Genomic DNA, 15,228 nt, shown 5'->3' with positions numbered 1-15,228 from the left:
ATGCCGGCCGTCCGTGTCGCTCCAGATGAGAAGCGCCCGGCCTCGCTAGTAGTCAGCTGCGGTCCCTCCGGCCGGGCCCGGTCTCTCAACCCCGGCGCCCGTCAGCTCGCCCGCGGCGCCGACACGCATGGAGGCTCGCGTCAGAGCGCCGGCCAGCGGCGGAGCTTCTCAGGGTTGCGTACGACCCAGATGTGCTTGATCCGGTCGCCCGCGACGTCGAACGCGAACACCGTCACGGTGACGCCGTCCTGCTGGGCCACCAGACCGGGCTGGCCGTTGACCGTACGTTCCAGGAACGTCATGTCGCCGGGCTTCCGGCGGGCGATTTGGACCCAGGCGCGGGCGACCTGCTCGCCGCCCTCGATGGGGTGCAGGAAGGTCGTGGCGAGGCCGCCGCCGTCGGCGATCGCCGTGGCGTCGGGGTCGAGCAGGCCGATGAGCGCGTTGATGTCCTTGGCTTCCCATGCCTGCTTGAAGTCCCTGACGATGCCGGCGCGTTGGGCTGCCGGGGTCGCGGAAGGCTTGGAGGCCCGGATGCGGCGGCGGGCCGAGGAGGCCAGTTGGCGGCAAGCCGCCGGGGTACGGCCGACGGTCTCGGCCACGTCGGCGAAGGGGAGGCAGAAGACGTCGTGGAGGATGAACGCGACGCGTTCGGCCGGCGTCATCGATTCGAGCACGACCATGAAGGCCAGGCTGACCGACTCGTCCAGGGTGACCCGGTCGGCGGGGTCGGCGGTGGTGCCGTCCGGCCGACCGGCCCTCCACTCCGTATGTTCGGGCAGCGGCTCCGGAATCCATTCGCCCACGTAGGTCTCTCGCCTGACCCGGGCGGAGGTGAGCAGGCTGAGGCAGATGCGGCTCGCGACCGTCGTCAGCCAGGCGCCGGGGGATTCGATGACGTCCCGCTGCTGCGGGGACATGGCGTACCAGCGGGCGTAGGTCTCCTGCACCGCGTCCTCGGCCTCGGCCAGGGAGCCCAGGAGCCGGTAGGTGACATTGATCAGCTGGCGCCGCTCGCCCATGATCGCGTCCAGGCCCGGATCGGGCCGTCCGTGTCCTGTCCCGGATCCTCTGGTCATGGTGCCGACGGCTCCCTCGGTCGCATCCGCCCTCACCACTTCGACGTGAGAGCGCACCGGAATGTGAGGCCGGTGCGTCGCCTCACATTCCGCGGGGGTGTGTCGTCGAACTGCTGAGACGAACACATCATCCAGCGAACAGGAAGTTCAGGGACATCATGACCACCCCCATGCCGGCGGCATCGTTCACCGACCCGGCGTCCGCGCAGCGCCTGGAGCGGGCGGCCACCGCCCTGACCGCGCACGGTTTCACCGTGGAGATCCTCGACGCCGCCGCCGCGCGCACCCGCGTCACAGAACTGATTCCCGAGGGCGCCGCCGTGTTCACCGGGGCCAGCGAGACGCTCCGCCTGTCCGGCATCGACGAGGACATCAACGCCGGCGGACGGTACCAGGCCATCAAGCCGCGCGTCCTGGCCATGGACCGCGTCACCGAAGCCGACGACATCCGACGGCTGCTCGCGAGCCCCGACGTCATCGTGGGCAGCGTCGCCGCACTCACCGAAACCGGCTCCCTCGTGATCGCCTCCGGCAGCGGAAGCCAACTGCCCGGCTACGCAGGCGGCGCCGCCCGTGCGATCTGGATCGTCGGGGCGCAGAAGGTGGTACCCGACCTGGCCACCGCGCTGCGCCGCGTCGAAGACCACTGCCTCCCGCTGGAAAGCGCCCGCACCAAGGAGGCCTACGGATGGCCCAGCGCCGTCAACCGCCTGCTCGTCCTCAACGCGGAACACCAGCCCGGACGCGGCACCGTCCTGCTCCTCCGCGAGGCGATCGGATTCTGACCACAGGATTCGCTCAGTCCGGTCCGGTCCGGTCCGGTCCAGTCCAGTCCAGACCGGTCCTGCTCCGCGCACGTTCGCGAACCCTGACCGAGGTGTTCCCTGCCGCGAGGCATCAGGGGCATCAGGGGCATCAGAGGCACCGAGCGCGACCGGGGGAGCGGAGCCGAGTCGGCCCGGCGAGGGGTGGGGCCGCGAGGAAGGCCGTGACCTCTCAGTCGCCGCGCCGGACCGTCTCCGCGGCGTCACCCTCCTCGAAACCCCGCCGGACGGTTTCCACGGCCCGTTCCGGCTCGGGGTGTGCTTGGCGTACGCGCAGGTCGGCGACGGCCAGCAGCAGTGCGATCACGCTCATGCCGACGGCGGTGAGCAGCCCGAGCTGAATGGCTGTGACGGAGTGACCGTGGTCGGTCTGATGCGCGAAGTACACCGCGCCCACCACGGCGATTCCGGCCGCCGAGCCGATGCGCTGACCCGTCTGCAGCACCCCGCCGGCCGCACCGGCACGGTGCACGGGGACGCGGGTGAGGGTGAGCGTCGTGTTGGGGGAGACAGTGAGGCCCGAGCCGATCCCGCTGATGACCATGGGCAGGGCCGTGGCCCACCCGACACTCTCCAGGGGTACCAGCTGCACCGCCACGACCACCCCGAGCAGCCCCACGACCACCGCGCTGAGGCCGAGGACGACCAGTCTGCGGCCGTGGCGCATCACCAGCCGGCCCCCGATGGCGGCACCGACCGCCGAGGCGGCCGCGAAGGGCAGCACCGAGACACCGGCTGCCAGCGCGCTGTATCCGGCCGTGTTCTGAAGGAACAGGGAGTAGACGAAGAAGACCGTGGTGAAGCCCGCGAAATAGGTCAGGCTGATCAGGGAGCCGAGCGTGAAGGAGCGCAGGGAGAACAGGTCCAGATCGACCAGAGGAGCCTGCCCGCGCCGTCCCTTGCGCCGTTCCCACGCCCAGAACGCGACCAGCAGCAGCGCGGCCACCGGCAGCAAGGCCCACTTCAGCCGTCCGGTCCACTGCTGCTCCTGCACCAGCGGCAGCATGAGCGCGAGCACGGCGGAGCCGAGGAGCAGCACGCCGAACAGGTCGAACTCCTCCCGCTTGCCCGTCGACGCCGGGAATCGGGGCAGCAGCCGTAGTCCCGCGGCGAACGCGGCCACCCCGATGGGCAGGTTGACGAAGAACACCCAGCGCCAGCCGTCGTCGGTGCCCACGGCGTCGATCAGCAGACCGCCCGCCAGCGGGCCGGCCGCCGTCGAGATCCCGATGACACTGCCCAGCAGGCCGAAGGCCTTGGCCCGCTCGGCGCCCTGGAACATCTGCTGGATCATCCCCGAGGTCTGCGGGGCGACCATGCCCGCCGCCGTGCCCTGGATCAGCCGGAACAGCACCAGCCAGGAGGCGCTGGGAGCGAGGCCGCACGCCCCCGAGGCCAGCGTGAACACGGCCAGCCCCACCAGGAAGGCCTGGCGCCGCCCGCGCATGTCGCCCAGCCTGCCCGCCGGTACGAGCACCAGCCCGAAGGCCAGGGCATACCCGGAGACCACCCAGGACTGGGCGGCCTCCGAGGCGGCCAGCCCGTGCTCCATCGAGGGCAGCGCCACGTTCACGATCGAGGTGTCGAGCAGCGAGATGAAGCCCGCCGTCAGACAGACGGCGAGCGCCTTCCACCGCCGGGTGTCGGGGGCGGGCCGGGCTTGGACAGTGGTCATGGGGTCACGCTAAGCAGCCACCTCGCCCAACGCATGGAAGGGGTCCTTCCGCGCGCGTCGTAGCCACTCGGCCCGGAAGGGCGGCTTTTGCGCCGTACACGCCGTGTGGCGTCCTCCCGCCCGAACAGTTCTCGCCCCACCCGCGGGGCCACGACGTCCCGGACCGACCAGTGCGCCCCTGCCGAGGGAAGGCGGCCCCGCCCGGATCGCGCCGGGGAGAGCGGTCCCGTACGACCTTGCCGCCCGCCCCCCCCACTCTGAAGCTCGTGGACCGGGCCTCCGTCAAGTGAACTGAGCGAGCGACGCATCGGGCGGTCATCCCGATGGGCCAGGTCCGCAATGGGATGCGACACGGTCTGCATGGGGTTTGGCTCCTGCGGCGGTACCTGGACGCGCAAAAAATTGCGTAACTTGCGTTGGCTTGCATTGCCGGGTGCAAGGCCTGGATCGGCGCGTGCGGGCGCTGACGCCGAGAGCGTGCCGACGCGGGCGACACCCGCCTCTCGACGGACGGTACGAGGCTTTCGGCGCGCGGCGTATGGGGGTTGACCCCGGAGACGGGTTACTCCAGGGGTGCCCCGCTGGCTTGCCTTGGTCCTTCGGGTGTTGCGCACAGACGGGTTCGTCGGCCTGCCGACTTTGCGCGCCATGTTCTCGGCGTTGAGACGCGGGTGTTGATGGTGAAACTTGTGGCGTCCTGGCCGTAGACGCCTTCGCACTGCTCTGCAATATTGCGATGAAACAATGCAAGAACCTGCGCGTAGTCCCCGTTCGGAGATCGCGCATGTCGGTACAGACAGCTCTTGCCGTTCAGTCCGTTCTGTCGTACCGCGCCACCGCTCTGCCCAGGAACGAGCCGACCTCGCCGCCCCTCCGGCGCGCGAACCTCCGCAGGGAGTGAACCCCGTATGACTCCACACAAGCCGAGATCCTGGAGACGCCGCGCAGTGACCGCCGCGCTCGCCTCCACTGTCATGGTTCTGGGCCTGCCCGCCGTCGGCGCCCACGCCGTCGGCGGGCCCAACGCCGCCGCGGACGCCGCCGCCAAGGCCGGCAGCGTCCGCGGCGCACATACGGCCGCCAATGTCACCGACGGCGACGCCGACACCTACTGGCAGGCCGGAAAGAAGTCGGCCCAGTGGGTGCAGACCGACCTCGGGCGGACCGAGCGCGTCCGCCAGGTCGTGCTGCGACTGCCCGAGCACTGGCAGACCCGCACGCAGTCGCTGGCGCTTCAGGGCAGCGCCGACGGAAAGAGCTTCGCCACACTCAAGTCGTCGGCGCGGTACGTCTTCAGCCCCGGCAACGGCAACACGGTGAAGGTCTTGTTCCCCGCGACCCTCGCCCGGTACGTACGGGCGGACTTCAGCGACAACTCGGTCGCCTCCACCGCCCAGCTCGCCGAGATGCAGGTCCTCACGACAGCCGCCTCGACCCCCAACCTCGCCCAGGGCAAGCCCTTCACCGAGAGCGGGCACGCCGACGTGTACGGCGCGGCGAACGCCGGCGACGGCAACCGGGCCACCTACTGGGAGAGCACGAACAACGCCTTCCCGCAGTGGCTCCAGGTGGACCTCGGATCATCGGTCAAGGTGAACCAGGTGGCGCTGCGGCTGCCCAGCGGATGGCCGAGCCGCAGCCAGACGCTGAAGGTACAGGGCTCCACCGACAACCAGAACTTCACGGACCTGACGGCCTCGAAGGCGTACACCTTCGACAGCGGCGACGACCAGTCGGCGACCATCGCCCTCGACACCACCACGACGCGGTACGTGAGGGTGCTGATCACCGCCAACACCGGCTGGCCCGCCGGGCAGTTGTCCGAGCTGGAGGTCTACGGACCGGCCACCGGCGACACCCAGGCGCCGACCGCGCCGTCCAACCTGGCCTTCACCGAACCGGCCACCGGACAGATCAAGCTGACCTGGAACGCGGCGAGCGACGACACGGCCGTGACCGGTTACGACGTCTACGCGGGCGGCCAACTGCGGGCGAGCGTCGCCGGGAACGTCCTGACCTACACCGACACGCAGCCGGCCGGCAGCGACATCACGTACTTCGTGCGGGCCAAGGACGCGGCGGGCAACGTCTCCTCCGACAGCAACAGCGTCACCCGCCAGGGATCGGGCGGGGACACCCAGGCCCCCACGGCGCCCGGCAACCTCGCCTACACACAGTCCGGCAGCGACGTGAAACTCACCTGGCAGGCGTCCAGCGACAACGTGAAGGTCACCGGCTACGACGTCTACGCCAACGACCAGATCGTCAAGTCCGTGGCGGGTGACGTCACGACGTACACCGACACCCCGTCGGCGACGGCCACGGTCACCTACTACGTGAAGGCGAAGGACGCCGCGGGCAACGCGTCGGCGGCGAGCGACAGCGTCACCCGGACCGGCTCGACCGGTTCGGGATCCGACCTCGCCGCGGGCAAGCCCGTCGAGGCGTCCTCCTACACCTTCACCTACGTCGCGGCGAACGCCAACGACGGCCAGATCGGCACCTATTGGGAGAGTGGAGGCGGCGCCTACCCGGCCACCCTCACCACCAAGCTGGGTGCCAACGCCGACCTCGGCCAGGTCGTCGTCAAGCTCAACCCGGACGCCGCCTGGTCGACCCGGACCCAGAACATCCAGGTGCTCGGCCGCGACCAGGACGCGACGGCCTTCACCAGCCTCGCCGCGGCGAAGGACTACACGTTCAACCCGGCCGGCGGCAACAGCGTGACCATCCCGGTCTCCGGCTCCGCCGCCGACATCCAGCTCAAGTTCACTTCCAACTCCGGCGCCCCGGGCGCGCAGGTCGCCGAGTTCCAGGTGATCGGCACCCCGGCCGCCAACCCCGACCTCAAGGTCACCGGCATCACCAACACACCGGCGGCCCCGGTCGAGTCGGACGCCATCAGCCTGACCGCGACCGTCACCAACAGCGGGAGCAAGGCGGCCAAGGCCACCGACCTCAACTTCACCCTCGGCGGCACCAAGGTCGCCACGGCCGATGTCCCGGCGCTCGCGGCCGGTGGGACGACCACGGTCACCGCGAGCATCGGGGCCCGGGACGCGGGCAGTTACCCGGTCGGCGCCGAGGTGGACCCGTCGAACAAGGTGATCGAGCAGAACGAGGCGAACAACACCTTCACCCGCTCCGACGCACTCGTCGTCAAGCCCGTCTCCAGCTCCGACCTCCTGGCCGCACCGGTCTCCTGGACCCCCTCCAGCGCGTCGGCGGGCGACGAGGTCACGTTCACCGTCGCGATCAAGAACCAGGGGACGGTGGCCTCCGCCTCCGGCGCCCACGGTGTCACGCTGACGGTCCAGGACTCCACGGGCGCCACTGTCAAGACGCTCAGCGGCTCCTACAACGGTGTCATCGCCGCGGGCCAGACGACCGCACCGGTCGGTCTCGGTTCGTGGACGGCCGTCAACGGCAAGTACACCGTCAGGACGGTCATCGCCGACGACACCAACGAACTGCCGGTCAAGCGGGCCAACAACACCACCACGCAAGCCCTGTTCGTCGGCCGCGGAGCCGACATGCCGTACGACATGTACGAGGCCGAGGACGGCACCCTCGGCGCCGGCGCCAAGGTCGTCGGCCCGAACCGGACCATCGGCGACATCGCCGGCGAGGCGAGCGGCCGCAAGGCGGTGACCCTCAACGGGACCGGCCAGTACGTCGAATGGACCACCCGTGCCGCGACCAACACCCTGGTGACCCGCTTCTCGATCCCGGACGGCACCGACTCGACGCTCAACGTCTATGTGGACGGCCAGTTCCTCAAGGCGATCGACCTCACCTCGAAGTACGCCTGGCTGTACGGCAACGAGACCGCGCCCGGCAACTCGCCCGGCTCCGGTGCCCCTCGGCACATCTACGACGAGGCGAGCCTGCTGCTCGGCAAGACGATCCCGGCCGGATCCAGGATCCGGCTCCAGAAGGACGCGGCCAACTCCTCCACGTACGCGATCGACTTCATCAACACCGAGCAGGCGACGGCGGTCGCCAACCCGGACCCGGCCGCGTACGCGGTCCCGACCGGATTCACCCACCAGGACGTGCAGAACGCCCTGGACAAGGTCCGCATGGACACCACCGGCAAGCTCGTCGGTGTCTACCTGCCCGCCGGTGACTACGACACCTCGAGCAAGTTCCAGGTCTACGGCAAGGCGGTCAAGGTCGTCGGAGCGGGCCCTTGGTTCACCCGCTTCCACGCACCCTCCTCGCAGGAGAACACGGACATCGGCTTCCGCGCCGACTCCACGGCCAACGGCTCGACGTTCGCCGGCTTCGCCTACCTCGGCAACTACACCTCCCGCATCGACGGCCCGGGCAAGGTGTTCGACTTCTCCAACGTCGCGAACATCACCATCGACAACATCTGGGCCGAGCACATGGTGTGCCTCTACTGGGGTGCCAACACCGACAACATGACCATCAAGAACGCCCGCATCCGTGACACCTTCGCCGACGGCATCAACATGACGAACGGCTCCACGGACAACCACGTCGTCAACAACGACGCCCGTGCCACCGGAGACGACAGCTTCGCCCTCTTCTCGGCGATCGACGCCGGCGGCGCCGACGAGAAGAACAACCTCTACGAGAACCTGACTTCGACGCTCACCTGGCGAGCGGCCGGCATCGCCGTCTACGGCGGCTACGACAACACCTTCCGCAACCTCCGCGTCGCCGACACCCTGGTCTACTCCGGCGTCACCATCTCCTCACTGGACTTCGGCTACCCGATGAACGGCTTCGGGACCGATCCCACGACGATCGAGAACGTGTCCCTGGACAGGACGGGCGGACACTTCTGGGGCTCGCAGGTCTTCCCCGCCATCTGGGCGTTCTCCGCCTCCAAGGTCTTCCAGGGCATCCGGGTCAACGACGTCGACATCGACGACTCCACGTACGGAGGCGTCATGTTCCAGACCAACTACTCAGGTGGCCAAGCCCAGTTCCCGGTGAAGGACACGATCTTCACCGACATCTCCATCACCAACTCCAAGAAGAGCGGGGACGCCTTCGACGCCAAGTCAGGATTCGGCATCTGGGCCAACGAGTTGCCGGAGCCCGGCCAGGGCCCCGCTGTCGGCGAAGCCACCTTCCGCAACCTGCGGATGAGCGGCAACGCCGAGGACATCCGCAACACGACCAGTACCTTCAAGATCAATATCGGGTAGGTTTCGGTCGGGCACTGAACGGTACGGGGCCGCCCTCCACGAGGGCGGTCCCGCGCTGTCGTGTCCGGCGGCCGCCCAAAGGCTGTGCTGTCGCCTCGGTTTCGAAAGGTTGCGGTCCGGGTTGCGGGTGCGACGGAAGTTGCCGCCGGGGTGAGTGGGGACCGGGCGTACTTCACGCGGATCCCAGCCCTCGACAAGAGTGGCGTCGCCTACAACCTCGCTCCGTTCGCGTACATCAAGCGCACCTTCTGCATCCCGCCCGCTTCCTCCAGGACCCACTGGTTCCTCGTGCGCGCCCAAGGCGCGCAGCTCACCCATGGCAAGCCGGGCAAACTGTGGTCGAAGGACATCAGGTTCCTCGTGTTCAAGCGCTCTGGTGACGGCCGGCGGATGGTCGTCGCCCGCGACTTCGAAGGGTCCGAGTCGGCCAAGGCGCCGCACATCGCCCTCGACGAAGCCGGGTTGATGAAGGTCGCCGCCCCCGACACCAAGATCGGTGGGACGGCGCCCGCGCAGTTGCCGGGACTGGTCACCGATCTGTGAGTGACAGGCGGGCGCGACACCCCGCTCTGTACTCCATCGGCACCCAGGTGACCAAGGTGGACGCCATACCGGCATCCGACGTCTAGATCGGATGCCCCTTGCGGAACGCGGACCGCCGTCGCCCGTCCCGGGGACATTCCGGGACGGGCGACGGCGGTGACCGGTGCTTCCCGCGGCGCTACTTCGTGAGCGCGGAGAGCGTGGGGTCGTTGGCGTAGGCCTGGGCCGCGTTCTCCTTCGTCACGATGACGGGCGGGAGGAGGTAGGACGGCACGACCTTGGCACCGTTGTCGTACGACTTGGTGTCGTTGATGGCCGGCTTGTCGCCCTTCTGCAGGGACTGGACCATCTTGAGGGTCTCGGCCACGAGCTTGCGGGTGTCCTTGTTGATGGTCGAGTACTGCTCACCGGCCATGATCGACTTGACCGACTCGACCTCGGAGTCCTGGCCGGTGACGACCGGGATCGGCTTGCCGGCGCCCTTCACCGAGGTGAGGATCGCGCGGGCCAGGGTGTCGTTCGGGGACAGGACACCGTCGAGGGTCTTCTTGCCGCCGTAGGCGGAGGTCAGCAGCGAGTCCATGCGCTGCTGGGCGTTCTCGGCCTTCCAGCCCTGGGTGGCGGTCTGCTTGATGTCGGTCTGCTTGGAGCCGACAACGATGTCGCCCTTGTCGATGAGGGGCTTCAGCACCTGCATCGCTCCGTCGAAGAACACCTTCGAGTTGTTGTCGTCCGGCGAGCCGGAGAACAGTTCGATCGTCCACGGGCCCTTGGGCTTCTTGGCCTTCATGCCGTCGATGAGGGCCTGGCCCTGGAGCTGGCCGACCTTGAAGTTGTCGAAGGCGACGTAGTAGTCGACGTCCTTGGTGTTGGTGATCAGACGGTCGTAGGCGATGACGGTGGCGCCGGCCTGCTTGGCCTGCGAGACCTGCGTCGAGAGCTGCGAGGCGTCGGTCGCGCCGATCACGATGACCTTCGCGCCCTTGGTGACCATGGAGGAGATCTGCGCCTGCTGGTCGGCGACGGTGGTCGAGGCGCCCGCGTACTGGACGTCGCCCTTGAAGCCCGCCTTCTTCAGGCCGTTGGTGAACAGGTCACCGGCGAGCACCCAGTTCTCCGAGGTCTTGGCCGGCAGCGCGACGCCGATCAGGGCGTCCTTCGCGAAGCCCTTGCCGTCGGAGCCGGCGGTGGAACCCTCACGGTGGTTGGAGCAGGCCGTACCCAGGGTGAGCAGGGCGGCCGCGCCGACGGCGGCGATGCTTCTGATGGTGAGTGAGCGCATGGTGGAGTCGAACCCTTCGTGTGGTGCTGGTTGCCGGAGTCGTGCTGAGCCGTCGAGCACGGCGGTGGCGGTGCGGTGGGACACCGCCGGACCGTGTGCCCATGACCGGTCGTACCGGGGTGGGGGACCGGACACCCGGTCGTCAGGAGACCGGATGCCCGGTCGTCGGTGGAGGTGGAGCGAGTGCGGCCGCGGGGGCGCGGCCGCCGGAGGGTACGGGCGTCAGCCCGCGACCTTGGTCTTGCCGGCGTCGGAGGACGGGGACGGCGGCGCCTTCGGCGCGGCCGGGTCGTCGTCCCGCCGGAACGGACTCATCAGCGTCCCGAGGAGCGAGAAGCGTCCCTGCCTCTTGTTGTAGACGTCGAAGGCGACGGCGAGGAGCAGGACCAGTCCCTTGATGATCTGGACCATGTCCGAGCCGACACCCTCCAGTTGGAGGCCGTTGTTGAGCAGGGCCATCACCAGACCACCGACGATCGAGCCGCTGACGGTGCCCAGGCCGCCGGAGACCGCCGCGCCGCCGATGAACACCGCGGCGATGGCGTCCAGTTCCCAGCTCAGACCGTCCTGGGGGCCGGAGGCCGCGGACCGTGCCACGAAGATCATGCCTGCCAGTGCGGCCAGCACCGACATGTTCATCATGACGAAGAAGTTGACCCGCTTGAGCTTCACGCCGGACAGTTCGGCCGCTCGGGCGTTGCCGCCGACGGCGTAGATGTGCCGGCCGCCGATGGTGTTGCGCGTGTAGTACGAGTACGCGAGGACCAGGACGATCAGGATGATGCTGGAGATCGGCAGGCTGGTGCCGATCCGGCCGCCCGCGAAACGGAGCGTCGCGAAGACGATGACGCCGAGCATGACGGCCAGCCGGATGCCCATGACCCACAGCGGCGCCACCTCGGCCTTCATCTCACGGCGGGTCTGGCGGGCCTTCCACTCCCGCCACACCACGCCCGCGCAGGCGGCCAGTCCGAGCAGCAGCGTCAGGTTGTTGTAGCCGGTGTCCGGACCCACCTCGGGAAGGAAGCCGGCGCCGATCTCGCGGAAGCCCTGGGGCACCGGAACCGTGTCGGCGTTGCCGATGTACTGGTTGCCGCCGCGGAACAGCAGCATCCCGGCGAGGGTCACGATGAAGGCCGGGATGCCGATGTAGGCGACCCAGAAGCCCTGCCACGCGCCGATCGCCGCGCCGACGAGCAGGCCGAGCAGAATGCCGAGCGGCCAGGGGAGCGAGTACTCCTGCATCGTCTTGGCGACGACGATGCCGGTGAACGCGGCGACGGAGCCGACCGACAGGTCGATGTGCCCGGCGACGATCACCATCAGCATCCCGATGGCCAGGATCAGGATGTACGAGTACTGGCTGGCGACCGCGACGAGGTTGCCGGAAGTGAGCGTCAGCCCGTGGGTCCAGATCTGGAACAGCAGGACGATCGCCACCAGGGTGGAGATCATGCCGAACTGGCGGGCGTTGGAGGTCGTGCCTCCGAAGAGGTTCTTCTGCAGGTCAGTTATACGGCTCATGGAGTCGGGCTCTTCTTGGTAGCGGTCATCTGCTTCATCAGGAGTTCCGGGTCGGCGTCGTCATGCGCCACATCGCCGGTGATGGTGCCCTCGAACACCGTGTAGATGCGGTCGCACAGGCCGATCAGCTCGGGCAGCTCGGAGGAGATGACGACGACCCCCTTGCCCTGCGCCACGAGGCGCTGGATGATCCCGTAGATCTCGAACTTGGCGCCCACGTCGATGCCGCGGGTCGGCTCGTCGAGGATCAGCAGGTCGGGGTCGGTGAACATCCACTTCGCCAGGACGACCTTCTGCTGGTTGCCGCCCGAGAGTTTGACGACACCCTCGTCGACGCCGGGGGTCTTGATCCTCAGGCTCTGGCGGTACTCCTCGGCGATCCGGTGCTCGCGCACCGGGTCGATGACGCTGCGCCGGGCGATCTTCGACAGCTTGGCGGCCACCATCGAGGTCTTGATGTCGTCCAGCAGGTTCAGGCCGATCGACTTGCGGTCCTCGCTGACGTAGGCCAGCCCGTGGCCGATGGCGTCCGCCACCGTCTTCAGCTGGATCTCCGAGCCGTCCTTGAAGATGCGGCCGGACAGCCAGGTGCCGTAGGAGCGGCCGAACAGGCTCATCGCCAGTTCGGTGCGGCCGGCGCCCATGAGGCCCGCGAAGCCCACGATCTCGCCGCGGCGGACGTGGAACGAGGAGCCCTTGCACACGAGGCGCTCGTCCGAGGTCGGGTGCCGCACCGTCCAGTCGCGGACCTCGAAGAAGACCTCGCCGATGTCGGGCGTGCGGTCGGGGAAGCGGCTGTCGAGCGCCCGGCCGACCATGCCCCGTACGATGCGGTCCTCGTTGACGCCGTCGGCCCGTACGTCGAGGCTCTCGATGGTGCGGCCGTCGCGCAGGATCGTGATGGTGTCGGCGATCGCCTCGATCTCGTTCAGCTTGTGGGAGATGATGATCGAGGTGATGCCCCGCTCGCGGAAGCCGCGCAGCAGGTCGAGCAGGTGCTGCGAGTCGTCCTCGTTCAGGGCCGCGGTCGGCTCGTCGAGGATCAGCAGCTTCACGTCCTTCGCGAACGCCTTGGCGATCTCGACGAGTTGCTGCTTGCCGACGCCGATGTCCTTGATCAGGGTGTCGGGGTCCTCACGGAGCCCGACCTGTTCCATCAGCTCCACGGCCCGGCGCTGGGCCGACTTCCAGTCGATCGAGCCGCGTCGGCGCGGCTCGTTGCCGAGGAAGAGGTTCTCGGTGATCGACATGCCCGGCACCAGGGCCAGTTCCTGGTGGATGATCACGATGCCTGCCTGTTCGCTGGCCCGGATGTCGTGGAACCGGACCTGCTCACCCCGGTAGACGATGTCGCCGGTGTAGCTGCCGTGCGGGTGGACGCCGCTCAGCACCTTCATGAGCGTGGACTTGCCGGCGCCGTTCTCGCCGCAGATCGCGTGGATCTCGCCTTCCCGCACGACGAGGCCGACGTCGGCGAGCGCGGTGACGCCCGGGAAGGTCTTGGTGATCGACCGCATCTCCAGCAGGGTCGAGGCGGTGGCGGTCATGAGCGGTGCTCCCCACCGCCGGGCACGCGCCGAGGCGTCTTCGGGCCGAGCCGCCCGCGGCATTCCATGGACATCAACTTGCCTCCGGTGGCACAGGTCCGTGCCCTCGCGTCCGGGATGTTTCATCTGCGGCCGGACACTAAATCCATTTGTTTTACTAAGTCAATGGGCAGGGGAAGATATGTTGTCGGGGCATCGAGAGAGGACCGTGCGTGCGGCAGGCAGGAACGAACCTTCCCAAGGTCGGGAGATACAACCGGGCGGTTGTCCTGGACCAGATCCAGCTCGCCGACGGCATCAGCCGTGTCGAGATCGCCCAGTACACCGGTCTGACCCCGCAGACCGTCTCGGGCATCGTGCGCCGGCTCATCGAAGAGGGCATCATCCGGGAGGACGGCGAGAGCAAGGGAGCGGCCGGAGGGAAACCTCGCACCACCCTCAGGGTCAACGCCGACGCCGGCTGCGCCGTCGGACTCCACTTCGACCCCGTCGAGCTGAGCTGCACCGTGGTCGACCTGCTCGGCCGGCCCCTGGTCGTCAAGAAGCGCCCGGCCCGCCACGTCACCGATCCGGCCGAGGTCGTGAAGGACATGGCCGAACTGGTCGCCGACGTGCTCGCCGAGACGGGTGTCGACCGCGACAAGGTCCTCGGGATCGGTCTCGCCACTCCCGGGCCGATCGACATCGAACACGGCGTGATCGTCGGCGCGCCGCAACTCACCAACTGGACCCGGGTGCCGGTCCAGCACATGCTCAGCGAGACGACCGGCCTGCCGGTGACCCTCGACAACGACGCCACCGCCGCCGCGATCGGCGAGCGCTGGTCGGGAGCCGGCAGGGGAGTGGCGGACTTCGCCTACTTCTTCTTCGGCACCGGTATCGGCGGCGGCCTCATCCTCAACCACCAGGTGTACCGCGGTGGTTCACGCAACGCGGGCGAGTTCGGCCACTCCTCGGTGCTGCCCGACGGCCCGGAGTGCTACTGCGGCAACCGGGGCTGCCTGGAACGGCTCGTCAACCCCACGGCGATCGTCGCCGAGGTGCACCGCAGACTCGCGGCGGGATCGCACCCGGACAGCGCGCTGGCGCGGACGTTCGCCGAGGATCCCGACGCGGTCGACCACGCCGCCATCCGGGTGGCCGCCGCGGCCGGTGACCCGGTCGCCGCGGCGGTCATCGACGAGACCGCGGAGTACGTGGCCTCGGTCGCGGTCGACATCGCGAACTTCATCGACGTCGACCTGATCATTCTCGGCGGCCACGGCATCCAGCACGTCGAGTCCCGCTACGTGGCGGTCGTCGCCGCCGCACTGAAGAGCCGGCCGCTGTCCCGTCACATCCGGGTCGTGGAGGTCGAGGCGTCCCCGCTCGGCACGGACGCGGCGGTGGTGGGCAGCGCGGCGCTCGTCCTGCACGCCACGTATTCCCCGCAGTTGTCGGCCCTGGTGGGGACGGGGGTGACGCCGGGCGGTCAACCATGACCGAGGTCCGGCGTCGTAGCGGCTCCGATTCTCGACAGGCGCTTCCCGCTTCGACCGCCACGGTCCGGTTCTCTGCGAGCCGGGCCGGGT

Annotated in this window: 9 protein-coding genes; 4 read left to right on the top strand and 5 right to left on the bottom strand. The window is 68.8% G+C overall.

Annotated elements, in window-relative coordinates:
• Positions 1–140 precede the first annotated feature (140 nt).
• A complete protein-coding gene (gene sigJ / locus ACZ6KY_RS14695; RefSeq protein WP_469310661.1) occupies positions 141–1,079 on the bottom strand; it encodes an RNA polymerase sigma factor SigJ in 939 nt (312 codons plus the stop codon).
• Between the two features lie 158 nt (positions 1,080–1,237).
• On the opposite strand from sigJ, the gene ACZ6KY_RS14690 reads away from it, so the two are divergent.
• Positions 1,238–1,864 carry an LUD domain-containing protein gene (locus tag ACZ6KY_RS14690; RefSeq protein ID WP_469310660.1) on the top strand — a complete coding sequence of 209 codons (627 nt, stop codon included), beginning with the start codon at positions 1,238–1,240 and terminating at the stop codon, positions 1,862–1,864.
• A 211-nt stretch (positions 1,865–2,075) separates the two neighbouring features.
• Here ACZ6KY_RS14690 and ACZ6KY_RS14685 read toward each other — a convergent pair whose 3' ends face one another.
• Positions 2,076–3,578 carry an MFS transporter gene (locus ACZ6KY_RS14685; protein ID WP_469310659.1) on the bottom strand — a complete coding sequence of 501 codons (1,503 nt, stop codon included), beginning with the start codon at positions 3,576–3,578 and terminating at the stop codon, positions 2,076–2,078.
• A gap of 908 nt (positions 3,579–4,486) precedes the next feature.
• Here ACZ6KY_RS14685 and ACZ6KY_RS14680 point away from each other — a divergent pair.
• Complete coding sequence (locus tag ACZ6KY_RS14680) at positions 4,487–8,761, top strand: discoidin domain-containing protein (protein ID WP_469310658.1); 4,275 nt, start codon at positions 4,487–4,489, stop codon at positions 8,759–8,761.
• A gap of 150 nt (positions 8,762–8,911) precedes the next feature.
• On the top strand, positions 8,912–9,304 hold the full coding sequence (locus tag ACZ6KY_RS14675; RefSeq protein ID WP_469310657.1) for a DUF8094 domain-containing protein: 393 nt from the start codon (positions 8,912–8,914) through the stop codon (positions 9,302–9,304).
• A 178-nt stretch (positions 9,305–9,482) separates the two neighbouring features.
• On the opposite strand, the gene ACZ6KY_RS14670 is transcribed toward ACZ6KY_RS14675, so the two are convergent.
• From ACZ6KY_RS14670 to mmsA, 3 genes are all read right to left on the bottom strand, one after another.
• Complete coding sequence (locus ACZ6KY_RS14670) at positions 9,483–10,586, bottom strand: substrate-binding domain-containing protein (protein WP_469310656.1); 1,104 nt, start codon at positions 10,584–10,586, stop codon at positions 9,483–9,485.
• 222 nt (positions 10,587–10,808) lie between these two features.
• Entirely contained in the window at positions 10,809–12,110 is a 1,302-nt protein-coding gene (mmsB, locus tag ACZ6KY_RS14665) for a multiple monosaccharide ABC transporter permease (RefSeq protein WP_469310655.1), read from the bottom strand.
• Positions 12,107–13,657 (bottom strand): multiple monosaccharide ABC transporter ATP-binding protein, encoded by a 1,551-nt coding sequence (gene mmsA, locus ACZ6KY_RS14660; RefSeq protein ID WP_469310654.1) that lies wholly within the window; start codon positions 13,655–13,657, stop codon positions 12,107–12,109. The genes mmsB and mmsA overlap by 4 nt, the downstream gene beginning before the upstream one ends.
• Positions 13,658–13,869: 212 nt before the next feature.
• On the opposite strand from mmsA, the gene ACZ6KY_RS14655 reads away from it, so the two are divergent.
• Positions 13,870–15,138 (top strand): ROK family transcriptional regulator, encoded by a 1,269-nt coding sequence (locus ACZ6KY_RS14655; RefSeq protein ID WP_469310653.1) that lies wholly within the window; start codon positions 13,870–13,872, stop codon positions 15,136–15,138.
• Positions 15,139–15,228 lie beyond the last annotated feature (90 nt).

It is taken from the genome of Streptomyces sp. NPDC042002 (genome assembly GCF_055588305.1).
Note: the sequence above shows the minus strand (reverse complement) of the source record. Positions and strands in the feature narration are given on the sequence as shown.

Coding starts and splice junctions, on each gene's coding strand:
- sigJ (WP_469310661.1), bottom strand. CDS start 1,079: ATGACCAGAGGATCCGGGACAGGACACGGACGGCCCGATCCGGGCCTG.
- ACZ6KY_RS14690 (WP_469310660.1), top strand. CDS start 1,238: ATGACCACCCCCATGCCGGCGGCATCGTTCACCGACCCGGCGTCCGCG.
- ACZ6KY_RS14685 (WP_469310659.1), bottom strand. CDS start 3,578: ATGACCACTGTCCAAGCCCGGCCCGCCCCCGACACCCGGCGGTGGAAG.
- ACZ6KY_RS14680 (WP_469310658.1), top strand. CDS start 4,487: ATGACTCCACACAAGCCGAGATCCTGGAGACGCCGCGCAGTGACCGCC.
- ACZ6KY_RS14670 (WP_469310656.1), bottom strand. CDS start 10,586: ATGCGCTCACTCACCATCAGAAGCATCGCCGCCGTCGGCGCGGCCGCC.
- mmsB (WP_469310655.1), bottom strand. CDS start 12,110: ATGAGCCGTATAACTGACCTGCAGAAGAACCTCTTCGGAGGCACGACC.
- mmsA (WP_469310654.1), bottom strand. CDS start 13,657: ATGACCGCCACCGCCTCGACCCTGCTGGAGATGCGGTCGATCACCAAG.